This window comes from Marinobacter guineae (genome assembly GCF_002744735.1).
In the GTDB taxonomy this organism is placed as follows: Bacteria; Pseudomonadota; Gammaproteobacteria; order Pseudomonadales; family Oleiphilaceae; genus Marinobacter; species Marinobacter guineae.
Genome location: NZ_KZ319340.1, coordinates 13,210 through 33,951, shown reverse-complemented (window position 1 = coordinate 33,951; position 20,742 = coordinate 13,210). Strand labels below are relative to the sequence as shown.

Sequence of the window (20,742 nt, the reverse complement as noted above, 5' to 3'; positions counted from 1 at the left end):
GTGGGCCTATCGGGTTACGGACAGGTTATCAATCAAACGGGTCGTGCCAAGGAAAGCCGCCACCAAGAGTGTAATTTCCTGATCATCCGGGGTGGCTGGCTTGAGCGTCTGACTGTTCACGATGTTGAAATAATCCACACGCAGACCGGCCTCGCCCAGGCTCTGCTCAGCTTCGCTTTCCAGAGCCTGGAAGTCTGTACGACCATCGGCGATTTTGCCAGCCGTGGCCTGCAGGGTCTGGTACACAACAGGAGCGATTTTCCGGTCATCAGGTGTGAGGTAGCCATTGCGGGAGCTTTTCGCCAGGCCATCGTCCTCCCGAACGGTGGGCGCCCCAACGACATCGACGGGCATCATCAGATCGCGGACCATTTTCCGGATGACGGCCAGTTGCTGGAAGTCTTTTTCGCCAAACACCGCAAAGTCCGGCTGAACCATGTTGAACAGCATGGTCACCACCGTGGCAACACCTTCAAAGTGACCGGGCCGGCTGGCGCCGCAGTGGCCGTCACTCACATCCGGCACAACAATCTGGGTCTGTTTTGCCAGGCCTTCCGGGTAAACCTCGTCTGCCGAGGGGGCGAAAACCAGGGTGCAGCCGGCCGAGGTGAGCTTGTCCTGATCTTCGGCCAGGGTCCTCGGGTATTTGTCGAGGTCTTCGCCAGCGCCAAACTGCATTGGATTGACAAAAATGCTGGTAACCACGACATCGGCCATCTCGGCGGCTTTGCGAACCAGGGAGACGTGCCCATCGTGCAGGTTGCCCATGGTCGGCACCAGGCCGATGGTTTTGCCCTTCCGCCGGTAGCCGCGAAGTATGGTTCTCAGTTCTTTCAGGGAATGTACGGTTCTCATGCCTTGAACGTATGCTCCTCAGCGGGGAATGTGCGCTCGCCTACGGCCTTTACATAGGCTTCAATTGCCTCTTGTACCGAACTCGTCTCGGCAAGGAAGTTCTTCACAAACCTCGGTTTGCGGCCGGTGGTGATGCCGAGCATGTCGTGCAGTACCAGAACCTGGCCGTCGGTATCCGAGCCGGCACCAATGCCAATTACCGGAGCCCTGACGGCCTGGGAGATTCGTGCGGCCAGGGGCGCCGGAACACACTCCAGCAGAATAAGGTCGGCGCCGGCAGACTCCAGTTCGCAGGCATGTTCGATCATCATCTCCGCTGCCTTTTCGTCACGGCCCTGCACCTTGTAGCCGCCAAACTTGTTGACGAACTGCGGTGTCAGGCCCAGATGCGCACACACGGGGACACCGCGTTCGCTCAGGGCGGAGATGGTGTCTTTCATCCAGTCGGTGCCTTCGAGCTTCACCATGTGGGCGCCGGCACGCATCAGTTCTGCGGCGTTCTCCAGGGCTGCCTCGATGGTCCCGTAGGACATGAAGGGCATGTCCGCCATGATCAGGGAGCCTCGGTTACCCTTGGAGACACAGGTGACGTGGTACACCATCTGGTCCATGGTCACAGGCAGAGTGCTGTCATGACCCTGCAGCACCATGCCAAGGGAATCGCCAATCAGAATAACGTGAACGCCCGCTTCGCTGACGACTTGGGAGAAGGTGGCATCGTAGGAGGTAAGGGCTGCGAAGGCTTCGCCCTTCTGCTTGAATTCGCGCAGGGTATTGATGGTAACAGCCATAGAATCCTTGCCTTTTGGGTGGATGGGCCTAGACCGGGCCGGGGTGCCGGCGTTGAAGTGTTAAGGGTAATCCGCGGGTGGAAGCTTGCGCAAGCGGTTGTCCGGGCATTGGTGGCGCAGAGCGGCAACTGGCGTTCCGTCCGGCAATGTCAGGTCGGGTTTCAGGTCCAGTAAGGGCTGGAGGACAAAGTCGCGGTTTGGCAATTCCCGGTGGGGCACAGTAAGCCGTTTGTCATCAAGTATCCGCTCACCAAACAGCAGTAGGTCGAGGTCCAGGGTGCGGGGGCCCCAGTGCCGGAGCCGTTCCCGGCCGTGGGCCTGCTCGATCGCCTGTAGCTGATCCAGCAATTGATGGGGTTCCAGCTCTGTTTGCAGCCACACAGCGCCGTTGACGAAGTCCGGCTGGTCCTGCGGACCCACGGGCCGGCTCGCATAAAAGGCCGATTGAGCAACCAGCGTGGAACCCGGGAGGGCAGCCAGTTCCGAAACGGCCCGGGCGAGCTGGGCGGCAGGTTCTTCGAGATTGCTGCCCAACCCGATGAAGGCATCGGTCGTCATTGCTGAGTTGGTTTCTGAGCCGGTTTGCGGCGGCGCTTGCGCTTTTTGGGCGCGTCGCTGGCCAGTTCGGACAGCATTCGCTCCTGGCGTCGCTCATCCGCTTGCTGGAACTCGGTCCACCATTGGCCCAGGCCCGGTTCAATCTCGCCAGAATCCTCACGGACCAACAGAAAATCATAGGCCGCCCGGAACCGTGGATGAGACATGGTGACAAAGGCTCTCTTGCCCTGGCGGCGAGGCAAGCGCATCTGAAGTTCCCAGATTTCTTTCATGGGTCCCGAGAAGCGTTTGGGAATCGACGTCGCCTGCACCTGCCGGCCAATCACCTTGCCGATGGCTCCGTGCAGAGCGGGTTGAACCGGGTCGCCATTGTCTTGTCTGCGATGCCATTCTGCCTGAAGTGCCGGCCAGAGCATGGCGGCAAACAGGAAGTAGGGCGTGACCGATTTGCCCTGGGCAATACGGGCGTCGGTGTTCCTGAGCGCCTGGCGGATCAGTTCATCCGGTTCACCGGCCTCGATGGCCCTGACGGTTTCCGGAAACAGTGGCTCAAGCAGGCTGTAACGGGTTAACAGGTTGTAGGTGGCCTCGCCGTGGCCAGCGGAAAAGAGCTTGAGCACTTCATCGAACAGTCGGGCCGAAGGGATATGGCTCAGTAACGGGGCCAGATCTTTTATCGGGGCCTCGGTTTCCGGTTCAATATCAAAGCCGAGTTTGGCGGCAAATCGGATGGCCCGGAGCATGCGCACGGGATCTTCCCGGTAGCGGGTCTCCGGGTCACCAATCAGGCGAAGTTGCCGATTACGCAAATCTTCCATGCCGTTGGCGAAATCAATGATGGAGAAGTCGCGAATGCAGTAGTACAGGGCATTTACCGTAAAGTCCCGGCGCAGGGCATCTTCTTCCTGATTGCCGTAGACATTGTCCCGGAGCAGTAGTCCATGTTCGCTGGTTCTGCGGTCGTCATCATCGGCGTCGGTATCGGTTTCTGTGGCGTTGCCCCGGAAGGTGGTCACCTCGATGACTTCCCGGCCAAACACCACATGAACAATTCTGAACCGGCGGCCGATCAGCCTGGAGTTGCGAAACAGATCGTGGACTTCTTCCGGCGTGGCGTTGGTTGCGATGTCGAAATCCTTGGGCTTTCCACCCAGCAGGATGTCTCTGACGCCGCCGCCCACAAGGTATGCTTCATAGCCTGATTTGTTCAGGCGATGGAGAACCTTTTTGGCGGGCTCACTGATTACCGAGCGGGAGACGTTATGCTGGTCCCGGGGAATTTCCCGTCGCTGGTAGGTTCGGGCCTTCTTTTTTCCGTTGCCGGACATGAATGAACGGAGTTTATCGACGAGTCGTTTTGGCATTGAAATCCGTGGTTGCGATGAGCAAAAACCGAGAGTTTAACGGTTTGAGCAGGATTTGCACATGTTTGCCGTGGATTACAGTTCCGGTGCCCAGAAAATCAAAAGGCGGATCCGTTTACACGAATCCGCCCTCAAAGCGTTGACGATCTGCATTGTTTTTGTTTTTACCGGGATTTTTCTTGGTTTTTGTACCCCACTGTCTATCCCCAAGTCTGGGGCATATCAACAGTGCAAACGGAAAGCTTTGAATACACAGAGCGGTCAGAGACATCGGGCGGGTTTGGAGTAGCTGCAGCGTCACCTCTAAGGCAATTCTTCTCTACATCTACAACTCGCACGTGCCGTGGGACCACTAAAAAGCAAAGTACCCAAAACACTCAGTTCGCTCACGTTCTGTTTTTGTTTTTGTTACCGAACGTTTTCCCGCAGCTTTTTGTTTTTGTTGTGGCGCTGCTTTGTCACTCTTGTTTTTGTTGTTGTGCGCTAAATAGGTTGCAGTCCGTGTGCCAGGTTTTTAATTTTCTGTATTAACAATGTCTTACGATTTTTTAGGCCATAAGTGTTACCCCGTATCCGACGTAAGTGTTACTGAGATCACGTTACTCTTGGAGAGAGTGTTACCGAGAGGAACAAAGGGTAACAACTGAGCTTCCGTTCACACTATGCCAGTTTCAGTTGCCTGAGGATTTTTTCCGCGGGATCCCAAGGCGCTGGCGACGTTCCCACAGGGATTTCCGGCTGATGCCCAGTTTCTGGGCCAACTCGGTCTCGCTCATGCGGTCCTGATTCTCGAGAACAAAGTGCTGGAAGTAGTCTTCCAGGGAAAGATCGTTAGCGGAGTCTGCTTCCCGGGTCCGGGTCTGCTCATTATTGCCTTCTACCAGAGATTCCGGGATGTACTCGTCGCCACCTTCACTGTCGAGGTCCAGTAGCGCCGGGGTAATAACATCGCCATCACAAAGGATGGTGGCCCGCTCAATGGCATTTTCCAGCTCCCGCACGTTACCGGGCCAGCGGTGGCGTTCGAGAACCCGCATAGCCTCAGGGCTTAGGTTGAGGTTGGGTTTGCCCATTTTCTCCCCCTGACGCTTCAGGAAGCGGCGAGCCAGTCCCAGAATGTCGCTCTGACGTTCCCGTAACGGAGGAATCCGGACCTGCATGACATTCAGCCGGTAGTAAAGGTCTTCCCGGAATTCGCCAGTGCGTGTCATGGCTTTAAGGTTTCGGTGGGTAGCCGCGATCATCCGCACGTTCACCTTTCTGCTCTGGGTGGAGCCAACCTTGCGGATTTCGCCCTCCTGGAGCACCCGTAGCAGGCGGGCCTGAGCTTCTGCGGGCAATTCACCGATTTCATCCAGGAACAGGCTGCCACCATCGGCGGCTTCGATCAGGCCCGTCCTCGCGGAAACAGCACCAGTGAAGGCGCCCTTCTCGTGGCCGAACAGTTCCGATTCAATCAGACTTTCGGGAATCGCAGCACAATTTACTGAAATCAGCGGCTTGGTGGCGCGCGGGCTCATCAGGTGAAGGGCGCGGGCGGCCAATTCCTTACCGGTACCGGATTCGCCCTGGATCAGCACGGTGGTTTCTGTGGGCGCAACCTTGCGGATCAGGGTAAACACCCGCTGCATGGGTTCGCAATCGCCGAACATGATGTTGGCGGGGTCGCTGCTTTCGGGTATTTCCGCACTGGCAGTGGCTTCATCGACGGTGTTCTGGGCAGACGGTTTTCGAGCCAGAATGTTCTCTACGGCAGCCAGCATTTCGTCGTGGTCGAACGGTTTGGCGATGTATTCAACGGCGCCCATTTTCATGGAATCCACGGCCGAGCGCAGGCTGGCGTAACTGGTCATGATCAGCACCGGGGTGTTCGGCGCCCGGTTGATCAGCTCGGTGCCGGCAGCACCAGGCAGGCGAAGATCGGAGATGATCAGGTCAAACTGGTCCGGTTCGTGGTTCTGCTCGGCTTCTTCGACGGATGAGGCATCGGCGACTTCATAGCCGGCATGCTGCAGCAGCTTGCGTACTGCTGAGCGAATAATGTCTTCGTCTTCCACGATCAGAATTCGAGGCATAACAGTCTCAAGACCTTTGGTTCTGGCTGATGGCGGTGTTGCCGATTTCGGATTCGTAGGCTGGCAATCTCAGCCGTACGCAGGTGCCCCTGCCGGTTTCTGCATTTGCAGGGCTCTCAACCTGAATGTTGCCGTAGTGTTCTTCAATAATGCTATACACCAGCGATAAGCCAAGGCCGGTACCTTTATTAGGTGCCTTGGTGGTGTAAAACGGCTCAAAGATATGATCAAGCTGGTCTCCGGGGATGCCGGAGCCCTCATCGGTGACCTCGATAATAGCGGAGTAGCCGTCACCTTTTCCACTGATCCGGATGGTGCCACCTTCAGGGGATGCGTCGCGGGCGTTGGCCAACAGGTTGACGAACACCTGAACCAGACGTTGTTCATCCCCGAGGATCTGCAGCGAAGGTGGGCAGTCATTGATGTAATGGATGCCCAACCCCTTGTCACTGAGTGACAGCAGGTTGATGGATTCCTCGACACACCGATGTATTGTCACAGGCTCGTACCGGTTTGCCTGGGCGTGATTGCCGGTCCGGGCGAAGTTCATGAGCGATTGAAGGATGGCTGAAATGCGCCGGGTCTGTTGCTGGATCTGTTCAGCCGTATCCAGAATATCCGGGTTGTCTGTTTCCAGCTTCAGGTTCTGGGCCAGTGAGGAAATGCCGGTGACCGGATTGCCGATTTCATGGGCAACGCCCGCTGCCAGCCGGCCCACCGAGGCCAGGCGTTCGCTGTGCATCAGTTCGTCCTCAAGCAGTCGTGTTTCAGTCTGGTCTTCGACCAGTATGATGCTGCCGCCTTCGGTGTGATCCGGCCCGCTCAGGGCGGCCTTGTGCAGGTTCAGCCAGTGCGGCTTGCCGCGCAGGTCCAGCCGGTGTTTGTAGCGGTGAAGGTCTTCACCCCTATTGAAATCCTCCAGCAGCAAGTGCCAATGTTCTGGCAATGCCATCAGCCGGGCACCGACTACGTCGTCGGCCGTAATACCAGTGAGCTCCTCCATGGTGTGATTCCACATCAGGATTTCGCCATCTTCGCCCACCGAACAGGCTGGAATGGGCAGGTTCTGCAAGGTCTGCCGGTAATGCCGGCGCAGGTTGTCGAGTTCTCCGGCCAGCCCGGTCAGCCGATTCTGGTAATCGCCGAGGGCGCGCTCAACATACCGGATGTCCTGGGCAGTGCCGCCCTGGGCCATGGGTTTGAAGCCCAAGTGACGCTTGACCATGTCCCGGGCAACGGCAGGCCCGAGCAGGCCGGAAAGGTTGATTTCAACCTGGTCTCGCAGGCGCCTGAGCTGGTAGGGGCGGTACTCCACGTTCGGCAGTTTCAGCTGGGTGAGCGCCCGCTCCACTTCCCGTCGGGCCACTCCATAACCGAGGGGCTCCGCCAGTTGCCGGACGAAATCGCTGGAGGATGTGGCCAGAAGTTCACGGCGCTGGGGCCGGGAGAGGGCGCCCAATGAGCAGGCCTGGGCCGCACTCGCCTCCTCGCTGGTGCTGGTGCTCAGTACTGAGATGAGGGCGAAGACGGTGATATTGGCCGTCAGGCTCACGAAGGTGAAGATATGCCAGTTGCTGTAATCCGGAATCAGCGGGGCGTCCAGCCAGGCCAGCAAGTTGGCGGTATGAGAGAAGGGCAGGACCAGGGTGGTTACCCAGATTGCCAGCCCGACAAGCAGGCCGGCGATCAGGCCTCGTCGGTTGCCTTCTGGCCAGTAAATCACGCCAAGGGCCCCGGGAAGCAATTGGAGGGTACCGGACAGCGAAATAGCACCGAGAATGGACAGATCAAGATTTTTGCCGATGGTCTCGTGAAACAGCAAGGCCAGGAAAATGATTACGGCGATCAGCAGTCGTTTGATCCACTGGAGCCAGCGATAGATGTCACCCTGGTCTTTCGGGGTTTTCAGCGGCAGCACCACGTGGTTCAGGGCCATGCCCGCCAGTGCCAGTGTGCTGACGATCATCAGGCCGCTGGCCGCTGACAGGCCGGCAATGTACATCAGCAGTGTGAGCGCGGGGCTGCCCAGGGCCTGAGCGGCGCCAATGGCGAAGAATCCTGGCCCTGTTGTCACCGCAAGTTCCTGACCGCCCCACAGAATAAGGGGGACCGGCAGGCCAAGCAGCAACAGGTAAAGCGGCAGGCCCCAGCTGGCCTTCGCCAGGGCCTTGGGGGAGGGGTTTTCACTGAAGGTCATGTGGTACATGTGCGGAAGCACCAGTGCCCCCGCAAACGACATGAGCATCAGTGCCCGCCAGCTGCCGTCGTCAATGCTCAGGGTCATGGTGGCAGCCGCAGAGGATCTGTTGTCGAGCCAGTGGTCCAGGCCGCCCATGCCATCGAATACCCCGAACAGAATGACACCCCCTAGCACCAGTAACGCCACCAGTTTGATCAGGGAATCGAAAGCGATGGCCAGTACCAGGCCCTGATGGTTCTCGGAGTTCTGATCACGGCGAGCTCCGAACAGCATGGCGAACAGCACCACAATCAAGCTGAACATCACACTGATCAGCTTGGGCGAGGTATCGGGTGCCAGAATGCTGGCAGAGGTGGCCACGGCCTGAATCTGCATGCTCAGCAGGGCAAGGATGGCACCGCCGGAGCACAGGGTGACGAGGGTGCCCGCCCACTGGCTGCGGTAGCGGTAGGCAAACAGGTCTGCGAGGGAAGTCAACTGGTAGGCGCGACCGATCCGCATGACCGGGTTCAGGAGCACGGGCGCCAGCAGGAAAGCCCCACTGATGCCCAGATAGTAGGCCAGGAAGCCGTAGCCGGATTCCGCCGCCATGCCAACGGCACCGTAAACCGCCCAGATGCCCGCGTAAACGCCCAGGCTGAGGACGTAAACGAGCGGATGGCGGACCCATTGCCGCGGCAGCATTCCGCGCTCGGTGACCCAGGCAATACCGAATAGCAGGATCAGATAGAACAGGCTGGCAAACAGCAGGCCCGAGGCACTAAAACTCATTGGGGTCCCGCCGCCATTCCAGCCAGAAACCGATGGCAATCAGCCCGGCCCAGATAATATAAGGGCTATACCAGGCATTTCCCGGCGAAGTCCACCAGTCGAGGATGTTGGGTGAAAAAATATAGATGGCCAGTACCAACAGGAAAACCAGACGGTAGATATACATCAGGCATGCTATCCGCGCTGAGGTGTGAGAAGGGCTTTATACCATGTCCCTTACCGGGATGTCAGGTGATGACACCCCGTTGCCAGTTCGCCTGGCCCCAGTCCAGCAGCGTTTCCACCGGGGCGCTTACCAGCGTTTGCGGTGGATCCTGACGGAGGGCGACCAGCGCCGCAAACAGGTTCTTCCCGGGGATGCTGTCATCCAGAGCCGGCGCGTGAGTCTGCTTGCTGAGTTTCTGGCCCTGGTCGTTGACAATGACCGGAATGTGTAGCCAATGCGGTGGCCTGGAGCCCAGTGCCCGGTAGATCTGTTGCTGCTGGGCGGTCATGTCCAGCAGGTCTGAACCGCGGACCACATCGGTAATATCCTGGTCGATGTCATCGACAACCACGGCAAGCTGATAGGCGTAAAACCCTTCCTTCCGGAGAATGACCGGGTCATCCAGCTCTGCCTGCACGGTTTGGTGTTGTGGCCCCAGCAGCAGATCCTGCCAGTGGCAGTCTTCATCTTTCAGGGCAAAGCGGATGGCAAAAGGTCGGTCACCAGTAGCAGCATTGTCTTTGCGACAGTGACGGGGATGGCGGCCCCAGTTGGCCTGCAGTTCCTTCCGGGAGCAGGAGCAGCGGTAGGCATCTCCCTGTTCAAGCAGCTGGTTGATAGCTGCGTGGTAGGCGTCGTGCCGCCGGGACTGGAACCGGACCGGTTCGTCCGGAAACAGACCGTGGGCGTCGAGACTGGCAAGAATCTGGCCGGTCGCCTCCGGAGGTTCCCTCAGAGGATCCAGATCTTCAATACGGATAAGCCATTGGCCACCCTGGCTACGGGCCTCCAGGAAGCTGGCGAGTGCGGTTACCAGTGAGCCGAAATGCAGTGGGCCGGTCGGAGAAGGCGCGAACCGGCCACAGTACCGAGGATTGGTCATGGTAGTCAGTCAACCGGCTCTGTAATGAGCGAAGCAGAGCCGGCGGCTGTCGAATGGCTGGTTCAGATGCCGGTCTGGCGTTCGCGAATCTCAGCCAGGGTTTTGCAGTCGATGCACAAGGTGGCCGTCGGGCGAGCCTCCAGGCGGCGGATGCCAATTTCGACGCCACACTGATCGCAGAAGCCGTAGTCGTCCTTGTCGATGCGGTCGATGGTCTGGTCAATTTTCTTGATCAGTTTCCGCTCGCGGTCACGGGTGCGCAGTTCGAGGCTGAATTCCTCTTCCTGGGTTGCGCGATCACTGGGATCCGCGTAATTTGCCGCATCTTCCTGCATGTGGTGCATGGTGCGGTCAACTTCTTCCATCAGCTCCTGCTTCCACTGCAGCAGCAGATTCTTGAAGTGCTGAAGCATTTCAGCACTCATGTACTCTTCACCCTTCTTCATTTCGTAGGGGGTGAAGTTGGTAAAACGTTCGCGTGGTTGTTCTGCAGTATTTGCCATTGAACCCGGCCTCTTGTTTGTACTTCACAAGAACGCTTTGCTTCACTCCGCGTGAGCCCCCGTGGCTGCGCGGTTGTACCCTGGATGAAGCATTCGTCCTGAAACGGGAATTTGCGGAAAATAGCAGATTAGTCACGGGGGTGCCAGCCTTGTGACGCCTACTTTTGTACGGAGATCACATGAAGTTTCCAGAACCTTTGGTTGAAGGCCGTCTAATCCGTCGCTACAAACGCTTCCTGGCGGATGTTCGGCTGCCTGACGGCACTGAGGTTACCGCCCATTGCCCGAACACCGGCTCCATGCTGGGTTGCCAGCCTGAAAGTGCCCGGGTCTGGCTGAGCCGTAGTAACAACCCCAAGCGTAAGCTTCAGTATACCTGGGAACTGGTGGAGACATCACCCGGTGAGCTGGCCTGCGTGAACACCGCCCGGCCTAACGCTCAGGCCCGAGAGGCAGTGCAGGCGGGAACCGTGGTGGAGTTGTCCGGTTATCCTGAGTGTCGGGCGGAGGTAAAGTATGGAGCGGAAAAAAGCCGGATCGATTTGCTGCTTTCCGGTCATGGGGCAGGGCCAGACGCCTGGGTAGAAGTGAAGAATGTCACTCTGGCGGAAAAAAACCAGGGCTTTTTCCCGGATGCAGTCACCGAGCGTGGCCAGAAACACCTTCGCGAGCTGATGGCGCAGGTAAAGCAAGGCGATCGTGCCGTCCTGTTTTTTGTCGTCAATCACACCGGCATCGAAACGGTTCGGCCTGCGGACCACATTGACGGTAAATACGGTGAGCTACTGCGCGAGGCCCGCGATTCGGGCGTGGAAGTAATCGCCTATCGGGCCGACCTTTGCGGGAGTGATGGCAACCCCACCGGTTTACTGACGCTCACTGAACCGGTGCCGGTTATTCTGGAAGTCTGATTTCAATCTGGCCTTTCCGTTGCCTCAGGTCGAGTTCGGTAAGTGCATCACCCTGGCAGGGGCCGGCGATGCACTCCCCGTCTGCGGGCTTGAACAGGGCGCCGTGAGTCGAGCACTGTATGAACAGATTGTCGGAATCCATGAATCGCCCCGGCATCCAGTTCAGCTCAACGCCCAGATGCGGACAGATGTTCAGGTAGCCCCGGGGCGTAGTGCCATCCAGGAACAGAAATCCCGTTAGCGGCATTCCTTCCGGCTCCCGGGCTTTTTCCCGAAGCCGGAACTCGACAAATTTGCCCGGCGTCAGATCGGAAACCGTACAAACCGGTTGCCATGAATCCTGGCTGCTGGTCATTTCGGCAGTATGGCGTAACGCATACGCGTTCCATGGTTCAGGGACATGACAATCTCATCGGCCTCCAGCCGGTGCGGGAAATAACAGCCGGAAATCTTGGCGCTGGCAATGCTTGCGCCTTCCATTCTGGATTTCGAAAAATCGATCCCCCGCAGGTCCGTGCCGCGAAAATAAGCATGGCGAAAATCCAATCCCTTGGCATCCATTCCGCGCAGGTCCAGACCCCGGAAATCACCGTGGGCAAAACTGGGCAGCTCAGTGAGCTTCGACTTCTCGCCATTAAAAGCCTGCATGTCCTCACTGCGAAGGAGATCATACAGGGGGTGGCTGATCTGATGTACTTCGTGTTCGCGGTTATCGTCCATCGTATGCCTCGTGCTGGCCAGTGGGAGCCTGATGTTTTAATCGCCGGTTTTACCGAAAGGAATGCCAAGATGCTGCCGAATCCGGTCGGCCACCGCTTCTGCTACATGTTCCTGATCCGTGTGCAGATGGATGGTGTGGCTCTTTTCTTCGGCCGTCAGCGGTTCAAACCAGGTTTGCTGGGTGTCCAGAAGTTCCTCGGTTGCCTCGGACGCATCTCCCTTGCGGTTGCGGATCCATTCCCGGCGCAATGTTTCCGGCGCTTCGCAATGTATCAGTGCAAACGGGACGCCCTGGGCTTCCGCCACGGACGCCAGCAGTGACCGTTCGTTTTCTTTCAGGCTGGCGGCATCCACAATAGCCGGCAAGCCGGCCGCCAAAACCTGCTCCGCAAGCTCAGCCAGCCGCTGGTAGGTTTTCGCCGTTGCCTCCTCGGTGTAAAGGTTGCCGCCGGTGGGGGAACGCGAACTTTCAAGAGGCGCAAGCCCGTGCAGACGCTTACGTTCAACATCCGAGCGTAAGCGTATCAGGCCCAGTTCGCCGGCCATGGAGGCGCTGACGCAGGTTTTACCGCTGGCGGACAGGCCAGTGGTTGCCAGCAGATAGTGATTGGGGATGGTGCTGTAATCTTCGGCCAGTTTGGCGTAATCACTATAGCGCTGCATCAGATCGGCTTTTTCGCCCTCCGTAAGGGATGGGTTGCCCATGGTGAGCAGGGCAATCTTGGCCCTGACCATGGCACGGTAAGCCTTGTATAGAGGCAGCAGAGGCAGGGCTTTGAAGTCATCCCGGTATTCCAGATAGGTATTGAGCACCAGGTTGGCCAGCGCGCCTTCCCGGCGGGATTCCAGATCCATCAGCAGGAACGCCAGATCGTTTATCACATCAATCCAGCGGAAAGGCTCACTGAACTCGATGCAATCGAAAACGGTAACCTCGCCTTCAAAGCGGGTAATGTTGGCAAGGTGGAGGTCACCATGGCACTCACGAACCAGGCCGCCGGCCCGTCGGCTGGCGATCAGGTCGCGATGGCGCTCGAACGTGGATTCGGTCCAGGCCTGAAGGTTATCCAGTTGCATGAGCAGATCTGCGTCGTCAATCAACGGGCGGATCTGGTCAAAGTTCTCCTGCATTGCCGCAAAGACTGCCTCGGGCGTTCCGAGCGGTTTCTCCTCGGGTACCGGTGGCAACTGCTCGTGGAAGGCGGCAACCTGCTGCGCCAGGCCGGTCAGCAGCTCCGGGGCCAGCTCCCCTTGTTCCTGCAGGCGGTCGAACAGCTGGTCCTGTCCGAACTGGCGCATTTTAATAGCATACTCGAAGGCCTCGCCTTCGCCGCCGATCACGGGATTTTCCGGCGTGCCGGTGATAGGCAACACATCCAGGTACAGCTTTTTGGCTAGCCTGCGATTGAGTCGGAGTTCTTCTTCGCAGAAGTGTTTCCTGCGATCGAGGGTGGAGAAGTTCAGAAAACCGAAATCAACCGGTTTCTTGATCTTGTAGGCGTAATCGCCGGTCAGGATAACCTGGGAGATATGAGTTTCGATGACCTGAAAATCTTTAATCGGGTGGTCGTACAACTCTGGATTCTGCAGTGCCAGAATCAGATTGTCTGGGGATGCCTCACTCACGGTGTTCTCCTCGCGTTCCCTGAACCCATTGATTTTTATTGTCCTATCATAACGGGCAGATTACAGAAATAACACACAGTTGGCCTGCCTTCCTGGCCGGTCCCTTCGTTATAATCCGGTCATGAAAAAATCCAGCTCATCTTCCCCGTCCAGGCGAAAGCCTTCCCGAAGGTCGTCGAAAAATGGTCGCCGGCCATGGTTCTGGCGGTTCATGTTCCGGTTTTGTGCCATTGGCCTGGTATTGCTCGCAGGCTGGACGGTCTATCTCGATGCGGTTGTAACGTCTCGTTTTGAAGGGCGCCGGTTCGAAGTGCCGTCCAGGGTGTATGCCCGCCCCCTGGAGCTATTTGAAGGCGCCAGTATCAGCGCGGGTGCCCTCGAACGGGAGCTCCAACTTTCCGGTTTTCACAAGGGCGCCGGCGATAACCCTGGCAGCTACCAGCGCAATGGCGGCCGTTTCATCATCAGCACCCGGGGCTTTTCCTTCCCGGATGGTGATGAGCCCGCCCGTAAAGCTTCATTGACGATCTCGGGCGACCGGGTCCGGAACTTTTCGGTGATTCGGGGAGAGGCGGCACCGATCATTCGCCTTGAACCTGCACAAATCGGCGGAATCTATCCAGCCCACAAGGAAGATCGGGTGCTGGTGGAGCTTGGTCAGGTCCCTGCTATCCTGCCGGCCACACTGATGGCCGTGGAAGATCGCAATTTCTACGATCATTTCGGGATTGCGCCCCTGTCCATTGGCCGGGCGATGCTTGCGAATATCCGGGCCGGGCGTGTCGTCCAGGGCGGCAGCACTCTGACCCAGCAGCTGGTCAAAAATCTCTTTCTGACCCGCGACCAGACACTGCTCCGTAAGGGCAATGAGGCCATTATGTCGGTTCTGCTGGAACTTCATTATGAAAAAGACGACATTCTTGAGACCTACCTGAATGAAGTCTATCTGGGCCAGGCGGGTGTGCGCAGCATTCATGGCTTTGGCCTGGCCAGCCAGTTCTACTTTGGCCAATCGCTGGGGGATCTGGATGTGCACCAGATAGCCCTGCTGGTTGGGATGGTCAAGGGCGCGAGCTACTACAATCCGCGGCGAAACCCCGACCGGGCAACACAGCGCCGGAACCTTGTGATATCGGAAATGGAACAGGCTGGCCTGATCGAACCGGAGCGCGCCGCAAGGGCCAGGGGCCTCCCGCTCGGAGTCAGTGAGCGCCCCTCCTATTCCGAGAATCGCTACCCGGCCTACATTGATCTCGTGCGAAGGCACCTGTCCCGTGACTACAAGGAAGAAGATCTTCGCAGTGAAGGCCTGAGAATTTTTACCACCCTGGACCCTGCCATCCAGTACGCCGCAGAATTTGCCGTAACAGACACCTTGCCAAGGCTTGGTGGCGCGAAGCTCGCGGAGTCGCTAGAGGCGACACTGGTGGTGACATCCAAGGACTCCGGGGAAGTGCTGGCCCTGGTTGGTGGAAAAGACCCGCGGTTTGCAGGATTCAACCGGGCTCTGGATGCCAATCGCCAGATCGGCTCGCTGATCAAGCCGTTCATCTATCTGTCGGCGTTGCAGCGTCCCGAGCGTTACACCCTGATGACGCCGGTACTCGATAAATCTTTCACCCTCGAGTTTGATGATGGCCGGCGCTGGCAGCCCAAGAATTACGATGGTGAGGAGCGTGGAGAAGTTCCGTTGCACAAGGCACTCTCGCGATCCTATAACCTGCCTGCCGTGCGGGTTGGGCTGGATGTCGGTGTGGATGTGGTCAGTGACACGCTGACCGCTTTCGGAGTGGATACACCGATTTCCCAATATCCATCCATGCTGCTGGGATCGGTCTCCATGAGCCCGATTACTGTTGCCCAGATCTATCAGGGGTTGGCGACTTCCGGCTTCAATACCCCGTTAAGGACGATTCGGGAGGTCACCGATGCAAACGGCGAGGCGCTCTCCCGGTACAGCCTGGAAGTGGCGCAGGTTGCCGATTCTGCGGCCGTGCATCTGGTGCAGTATGCGATGCAGGAAACCATGCAGGAAGGCACCGGGCGTTCCGCCTACAACACCTTGTCACAGCAATTAACCCTCGCCGGCAAGACGGGGACTACAGATGACGGTCGGGATTCCTGGTTCGCCGGATTTAGTGGGGATTTGCTTGCAGTGGCCTGGGTCGGTCGCGATGATAACGGAGCAACCGTGTTGACCGGTGCCAGCGGAGCACTGCCGGTCTGGTCCCGCTTTATGGCGCAGGTGCCGCAGCATGGCTTTTCGCCGGTGGTGCCTGATGAGGTCAACTACCACTGGGTTAATACGGAGCGCCAGGCGCTGACGGATGAGTACTGCGACAATGCACGCTTGCTGCCTTTCATCGCCGGTAGCGAGCCCACGCAGACAGTTTCATGCTCCGGGACCCTTGAAAGACGTATCCGGGGCTGGTTTGAAGGATTGTTCCAATGAAGATTAAAACGACATTCAGAACAGGGCTTATCATTGCAATGCTTACCCTGGCGGGCTGTGCCTCCGGCCCGGGTGGCGGAATTTATGTGCCGGTGGGTGGTGAGCCCGCCAAGGCACCAGAGCCGCCACGAACCAGCACCGGAGAAGACGAAGCGCCGGTCTGGCGCAAAAGCGAGCAGCCTGCAGAGGCGCCATCAGAGCAAGAGCCGCCCCGCACCAGTTCTCCGAGCTACAGCGAAACAGGGGAGGGGCTCTCGCCTGCCGCGCTCAGTCTTGTGCGTGAAGCTGAAGGGTTACTGAAACGAGGGGATACCTCGGGGGCCATAGCCCGGCTCGAGCGGGCCCAGCGGATCGCGCCCCGCTCGGCGGAAGTCTACTTCAAGCTTTCAGAGGCCTACGTTGTCAGTAATCAGTTGGGCTCTGCTGAACAGTTCACTCTGAAAGGGCTGTCTCTGGCCGGAAACGATACCCGGCTGCAAAGAGCAGGTTGGTCGCTGTTGGCAGATATCCGGCGGGCAAGAGGTAATGTGGCCGGTGCTGATCAGGCGGAGGCCAGAGCTGCAGCATTGTAAATAAAGCCCCTGCCGGGCAAGGGCTTTGGTCAGTGGGCCACTTCGGATCACTGTAACAGGGGGATGGGCTCAGCCTCGACTTTTGTATCGGCAATCACCGTTACCGTGTGAGTGCCATCGAATTCCATCTCATCGTCCGCCTCGTTGTCATCCAACTGGCAGCTATAGCTAATTGTGTAGTCACCCGCTTCGAGGAATGCGGCAGTGTAGGTGTACACACCGTCGTTATCATCGTCGGATACAGGTACGGCCATGACAGGCCCTGTTTCGTCACTGTTTACGTTAATATCCGTGGGTATCGCGTCCGCTCCCTGATACACGTAAACAGCTCCTTCGTAGCCTTCGGCGCAGTTGGCAAGTTGGTCTGTACCCAGCCGGGTTGAGTTGATGGTTGCATAGTCCACGCCGCCGGAAATGGCGCCTACTTCCACATTATTGACCAGGCGAAGGGATGGCTTGAGCAGGTAATCCGCCAGGGATTGGCCCGAAGGGTTAACGATGGATTTTTTGACATCGAAGTCGATGGTGAAATCTGTTGTGGTGTCGGCCGTAACCACGAAATCGCCATTCAGTTTCAGACCACTTTGCTCTCCGGAAGGAACTGCCAGGGTCTTCTCGATGCCTGGCTCGTCTTCAAGCTCAACAAATGATTCTTTTGTGTCGATCAGCAAGCGGATCTGGGTGTAATTTCCTGCAGGGACTTCCTCATCGGTAATCAGGGGCTCACTCATGCCCCCCTGGAGGTCCAGCAGATTCCAGGTTTTTGCCTGCTCAAAGGTGAATTCGATCCATTTACCATCTTCTGGTTTCAGGGAAATTCCCGTAAATGCGATGGTCACGTTCGAGAACTCCATCGCGGGCGCATCTGTGACGTCGAAGGAAACGTTGCCGGTTGAACTGGAACTGGCACCGTCGCCGCTACCACCACAGGCGGCGATGCCTGCGGCCAGGGCCGAAACAGTGAAGAGTCGGATCGAGCTTTTCATATAAACCTCCATGGCTTATTTTTCGGAAGTCAGCGAAGCAACATCGCTACCTGACCGGGGTAAAACGACCGCTGCAGGAGCAGAGTTCCGGAAATTTTGTTAACGTTTCCTCATGTCCCGGCTAAGGCTCAATGATCGTTTTGCGAAAACGGCAAATGCACCGGTCGGCCGGTCTGTTATAGACTGCGCCGCTGGAATCAACCCACGCAGGTAAACAACGGCTTTGGCAATATTTCCTTTTAAGCCCTCAAAGGCGCGGCGGTTTGAAGTGCTGGTACAACCCCATCTGGAGGCCATGTACCGGTTTGCGTTCCGCTTGGCTGGGCAGCAGCAGGATGCAGAAGATCTCGTGCAGGATGTGATCATAAAGCTGTATCCGCGGCTGGATGAGCTGGAGGCGGTCGAGCAGTTGCGACCGTGGCTTAACCGGGTTTTATATCGTCAGTTTATTGATCAGATCCGGCGTAAAAACCGGCAGGTTGATCGCCCGCTGACGGAGCTTGTCGGGTCCGAAAGTCAGGTGGACTGGCTGGACAGCCTGGAATCCGACAGCGCAGGGCCGGATTTTCAGCTGGAGCGCGCCCGGCTTGGACCAGTTCTGGACCGGGTGTTGGCAACACTGACACCGGATCAGCGAGCCCTGTTGTTGCTTCATGATGTGGATGGCTGGCGCCAGGAATACATTGCCGAAGTGTTGGACATCCCGTTGGGAACGGTGAAATCCCGATTGCACCGATGCCGGGCCACCTTGCGCAAAAAATTGCAGCGGGAGCTGGAACCAATCGAGCCAGTCGGTCGTGTGGCAGAGTGAGGTGATGACGATGTCCTGCAACGAAATTCGGGTTAACCTGCCCGCCTACATCAGAAACGAACTTTCCGCTGCGGACCATGATCGGGTGGCTCAGCATTTGGCTGCCTGCAAGGAATGCAGCGAGCTGCTTGCGTCGGAGTATGTTCTGAGCGATGCCCTGCAGGAGCGATTCGTCATCCCGGAACCGTCCCCGGATTTTCAGAAGCGTGTTTTTGCCGCAGCGCGGGGCAATACCGATACTTATGCTGGATGGAGCCACCCGGTACTGGGCGGGGCCATTGCGGCGGCTCTTGCTGTGGGTATTGGTCTGGGTTTTCTGCTGCAGCCGACCGGATTAACCGAGGAGGCGACCTCCAGTGTCGCCTCCTCGGATGTCGTTGTTGAAAAACCGGAGGAGCCGGTCGCAATCCCTGTTGACAGGACGGTTCGCTTGGCCTTCCGCTCCGGTGAGGCACTGGAAAATGTCACTTTGACACTGGAACTGCCGCCTCATGTCGAGCTGGCTTCATGGCCAGGTCATCACCAGCTCAGCTGGCAAGTGAGCCTTGATGCTGGGGAAAATGTCTTGTCGCTGCCTTTGAAGTTACTGTTCCCGGGAGCGGGTGAGTTGGTGGCGCGACTGGACACCGGAGATCGCCAGAAAACCTTCCGGGCCCCGGTTCCGGAATACCCGCTGCTGCCGGTTGAGGATCCAGAATCATGAAGCGTGACAGCCTTTACCTGAGCGTTCAGATAGCCGGATTGATGATTTTCGGCCTATTGGTGCCGATAACCACACAGGCCAGCGACGATCTGGATGTTACTATGCGCATGGTTACCGATGATGTTGAGCTTACCGATTCAGTGGTTCGGGAAATTGAGTTGCCCCTTGCGGTTGAAAGGCCAGAAGCCCCGGGTAATTCCGGCTTACGGGGTCTGGATGCAGCCGAGGAAGCCCGTGAAAGGGGGCGAGAGTTCGGTGAATCCATGTCTGAAAAAGCGCGGCAATCCCGGGGCCTGATTGAAGGCCGACCCGAACGACCTGACCGCCCTGAACTGCCCAATGCCGCGGGACGGGAACGCTGAAACTGAGTTAGTAGGCCAGCGAGCCCTGCGATGAACAATCCGGAGAAATCTGTTTGCTGGTGTACTGGCGTGCCCTGCTTTTATCCCTTTTTGTGGTTGCTCCCGTTGAACTTGAGGCGGCCGAAACCGATGTTGGAATGGAGCAATTCCATAATGGCATTGAATCATTTGAAAACGGAAATCTGCAGGCTGCCCGGGCCTACTTCGAAGGCGCTGTCGCCGCCGGTCTGACATCTTCCTCCCTTTTCTACAACCTGGGTGTTACCTGTTACCAACTCGGGGACTATGCTGCCGCCGAAACAGCCTTCCGTGCCTTGCTGGACGGCTCAAACGGCGCACTGGCGCGTTACAATCTCGGCTTGGTAGCGCTTGCCAAAGGCGATAAGGAGTCGGCCAGAGACTGGTTTAAGGAGTCGGGCGCTGCTAGTGCTCCGGAGAAAATCAGGGTCTTGTCCCTGGCGCAGTTGAATGAACTGGGTGACCACGTTGTGCTCCCTGGCGGCCAATCTGAAGGTCGGGGCTATCTTGCCCTTTCCGGAGGCTATGACTCCAACATTGCCGGCTTGCCCGAGGCCACCGCGTCCCGCGAAGGTGGTGTCTTCTTCGACACGCTGGCAGCCGGAACGTTTGAACAACCAGCGGGTGCCCGTTCTGGGTTTGCCCTGGAAGTTGCGGCTTATGCCCGCAAATACCCGTCGGATGGAAACTACGATACCCGTGTTTTACAGGGCCGTTTGGGCTGGTCCGAGGCCCTCAACGACGGGGAGCGGGGAGCCGTGATCTCCGTTGTCCAGTCCTGGTTTGATAGTCTGTCCCTGGAGCGCCGATACGGAGTTGAGGGATATTATCGCTGGAACGGGTGTGCATTGCCCGGTAGCCCAGACCAATGCGGCCTCGCCCTCGCAGCGGCCACCGTTGATGGCGGTTCAGGCTTTGATGCCTACGATGGCCAGTGGTATCGGGCACGCCTGCATGCGCTGAACTACTACGGGAGATGGCGGTTTGATGGCGAATACTCCCTGGAAATCAATGATCGCCGGGACCAACGCACAACAGACGAATTTATCAGTGTGTCACCCCATCACCACACTGTGGAGTTGGCTGCTCGCTATCGTTGGCGACCGGGTCTGGTCATCGGAGCGCTCGGCTCAGTTCGCCACAGCCGGTATCAGGAGTCCCACGTGTTGGTTGCTTCGGCCGGTGAGAGCGGGCGCAGGAAGGATAACCGCCTTGAGGTCGGGGTGCTGGCGGAGCGATCACTGGATACCCGTTGGCTGGTGCGGGGAGAGTGGCTGATCCGCGATAACAGCAGCAGTCTGGCGCAGTACGGTTACGAACGCCAGACTGTCATGCTCACCCTGGAGGGTGCCTTCTAGCCCCTTTTTTCAGGAGCC

General features: G+C 57.9%; 20 protein-coding genes. 7 read left to right on the top strand and 13 right to left on the bottom strand.

Going from position 1 to position 20,742, the window contains the following annotated elements; all coding sequences use genetic code 11:
* Positions 1 to 6 precede the first annotated feature (6 nt).
* The 9 genes from panC to dksA form a co-directional block, all read right to left on the bottom strand.
* The gene (gene panC, locus CLH62_RS08195; RefSeq protein ID WP_099617689.1) at positions 7 to 855 is read right to left on the bottom strand and encodes a pantoate--beta-alanine ligase; all 849 of its coding nucleotides are present in this window, start codon (positions 853 to 855) and stop codon (positions 7 to 9) included.
* Complete coding sequence (gene panB, locus CLH62_RS08190; protein ID WP_099617688.1) at positions 852 to 1,646, bottom strand: 3-methyl-2-oxobutanoate hydroxymethyltransferase; 795 nt, start codon at positions 1,644 to 1,646, stop codon at positions 852 to 854. The genes panC and panB overlap by 4 nt, the downstream gene beginning before the upstream one ends.
* Positions 1,647 to 1,706: 60 nt before the next feature.
* Positions 1,707 to 2,204, bottom strand: a complete 498-nt coding sequence (gene folK / locus CLH62_RS08185) for a 2-amino-4-hydroxy-6-hydroxymethyldihydropteridine diphosphokinase (protein WP_099617687.1) — start codon at positions 2,202 to 2,204, stop codon at positions 1,707 to 1,709.
* On the bottom strand, positions 2,201 to 3,568 hold the full coding sequence (gene pcnB / locus CLH62_RS08180) for a polynucleotide adenylyltransferase PcnB (protein ID WP_099617686.1): 1,368 nt from the start codon (positions 3,566 to 3,568) through the stop codon (positions 2,201 to 2,203). The genes folK and pcnB overlap by 4 nt, the downstream gene beginning before the upstream one ends.
* A gap of 671 nt (positions 3,569 to 4,239) precedes the next feature.
* Positions 4,240 to 5,643 (bottom strand): sigma-54-dependent transcriptional regulator, encoded by a 1,404-nt coding sequence (locus CLH62_RS08170; protein WP_099617685.1) that lies wholly within the window; start codon positions 5,641 to 5,643, stop codon positions 4,240 to 4,242.
* A gap of 7 nt (positions 5,644 to 5,650) precedes the next feature.
* A complete protein-coding gene (locus CLH62_RS08165; RefSeq protein WP_099617684.1) occupies positions 5,651 to 8,614 on the bottom strand; it encodes a sensor histidine kinase in 2,964 nt (987 codons plus the stop codon).
* Positions 8,604 to 8,780, bottom strand: coding sequence for a hypothetical protein (locus CLH62_RS21095; protein WP_027830838.1), 177 nt, complete (start codon positions 8,778 to 8,780; stop codon positions 8,604 to 8,606). Before CLH62_RS21095 ends, CLH62_RS08165 begins: the two co-directional genes overlap by 11 nt.
* Positions 8,781 to 8,841: 61 nt before the next feature.
* Positions 8,842 to 9,702, bottom strand: coding sequence for a tRNA glutamyl-Q(34) synthetase GluQRS (gene gluQRS, locus CLH62_RS08160; RefSeq protein ID WP_099617683.1), 861 nt, complete (start codon positions 9,700 to 9,702; stop codon positions 8,842 to 8,844).
* 62 nt (positions 9,703 to 9,764) lie between these two features.
* Positions 9,765 to 10,205: an RNA polymerase-binding protein DksA gene (gene dksA / locus CLH62_RS08155; RefSeq protein ID WP_099617682.1), complete on the bottom strand. Its 441-nt coding sequence runs from the start codon at positions 10,203 to 10,205 to the stop codon at positions 9,765 to 9,767.
* Between the two features lie 179 nt (positions 10,206 to 10,384).
* Between dksA and sfsA the strand changes: the two genes are divergently transcribed.
* Positions 10,385 to 11,116, top strand: coding sequence for a DNA/RNA nuclease SfsA (gene sfsA / locus CLH62_RS08150; RefSeq protein ID WP_099617681.1), 732 nt, complete (start codon positions 10,385 to 10,387; stop codon positions 11,114 to 11,116).
* On the opposite strand, the gene CLH62_RS08145 is transcribed toward sfsA, so the two are convergent.
* Genes CLH62_RS08145 through CLH62_RS08135 form a run of 3 tightly spaced genes read right to left on the bottom strand, consistent with a single transcriptional unit; the run spans position 11,100 to position 13,462 of the window.
* Entirely contained in the window at positions 11,100 to 11,471 is a 372-nt protein-coding gene (locus CLH62_RS08145; RefSeq protein WP_099617680.1) for a Rieske (2Fe-2S) protein, read from the bottom strand. The genes sfsA and CLH62_RS08145 overlap by 17 nt on opposite strands.
* A complete protein-coding gene (locus tag CLH62_RS08140) occupies positions 11,468 to 11,836 on the bottom strand; it encodes a pentapeptide repeat-containing protein (protein ID WP_099617679.1) in 369 nt (122 codons plus the stop codon). Before CLH62_RS08140 ends, CLH62_RS08145 begins: the two co-directional genes overlap by 4 nt.
* A 36-nt stretch (positions 11,837 to 11,872) precedes the next feature.
* The gene (locus tag CLH62_RS08135) at positions 11,873 to 13,462 is read right to left on the bottom strand and encodes a bifunctional aminoglycoside phosphotransferase/ATP-binding protein (protein WP_099617678.1); all 1,590 of its coding nucleotides are present in this window, start codon (positions 13,460 to 13,462) and stop codon (positions 11,873 to 11,875) included.
* Positions 13,463 to 13,583: 121 nt separating this feature from the next.
* On the opposite strand from CLH62_RS08135, the gene mrcB reads away from it, so the two are divergent.
* Both mrcB and CLH62_RS08125 read left to right on the top strand, forming a co-directional pair.
* Complete coding sequence (mrcB, locus tag CLH62_RS08130) at positions 13,584 to 15,914, top strand: penicillin-binding protein 1B (protein WP_099618807.1); 2,331 nt, start codon at positions 13,584 to 13,586, stop codon at positions 15,912 to 15,914.
* Positions 15,911 to 16,486, top strand: coding sequence for a tetratricopeptide repeat protein (locus tag CLH62_RS08125; protein WP_099617677.1), 576 nt, complete (start codon positions 15,911 to 15,913; stop codon positions 16,484 to 16,486). The genes mrcB and CLH62_RS08125 overlap by 4 nt, the downstream gene beginning before the upstream one ends.
* 47 nt (positions 16,487 to 16,533) lie before the next feature.
* On the opposite strand, the gene CLH62_RS08120 is transcribed toward CLH62_RS08125, so the two are convergent.
* Entirely contained in the window at positions 16,534 to 17,472 is a 939-nt protein-coding gene (locus CLH62_RS08120) for a DUF4382 domain-containing protein (RefSeq protein WP_099617676.1), read from the bottom strand.
* A gap of 268 nt (positions 17,473 to 17,740) precedes the next feature.
* Between CLH62_RS08120 and CLH62_RS08115 the strand changes: the two genes are divergently transcribed.
* From CLH62_RS08115 to CLH62_RS08100, 4 genes are read left to right on the top strand one after another with little or no spacing between them, the layout of a single operon-like run.
* Positions 17,741 to 18,283, top strand: a complete 543-nt coding sequence (locus tag CLH62_RS08115; RefSeq protein WP_265734806.1) for an RNA polymerase sigma factor — start codon at positions 17,741 to 17,743, stop codon at positions 18,281 to 18,283.
* A gap of 10 nt (positions 18,284 to 18,293) precedes the next feature.
* Positions 18,294 to 18,986: an anti-sigma factor family protein gene (locus CLH62_RS08110; RefSeq protein WP_099617674.1), complete on the top strand. Its 693-nt coding sequence runs from the start codon at positions 18,294 to 18,296 to the stop codon at positions 18,984 to 18,986.
* Positions 18,983 to 19,348 (top strand): hypothetical protein, encoded by a 366-nt coding sequence (locus CLH62_RS08105; RefSeq protein WP_228152807.1) that lies wholly within the window; start codon positions 18,983 to 18,985, stop codon positions 19,346 to 19,348. The genes CLH62_RS08110 and CLH62_RS08105 overlap by 4 nt, the downstream gene beginning before the upstream one ends.
* A 59-nt stretch (positions 19,349 to 19,407) precedes the next feature.
* Positions 19,408 to 20,724, top strand: a complete 1,317-nt coding sequence (locus CLH62_RS08100) for a tetratricopeptide repeat protein (RefSeq protein ID WP_228152848.1) — start codon at positions 19,408 to 19,410, stop codon at positions 20,722 to 20,724.
* Positions 20,725 to 20,742 lie beyond the last annotated feature (18 nt).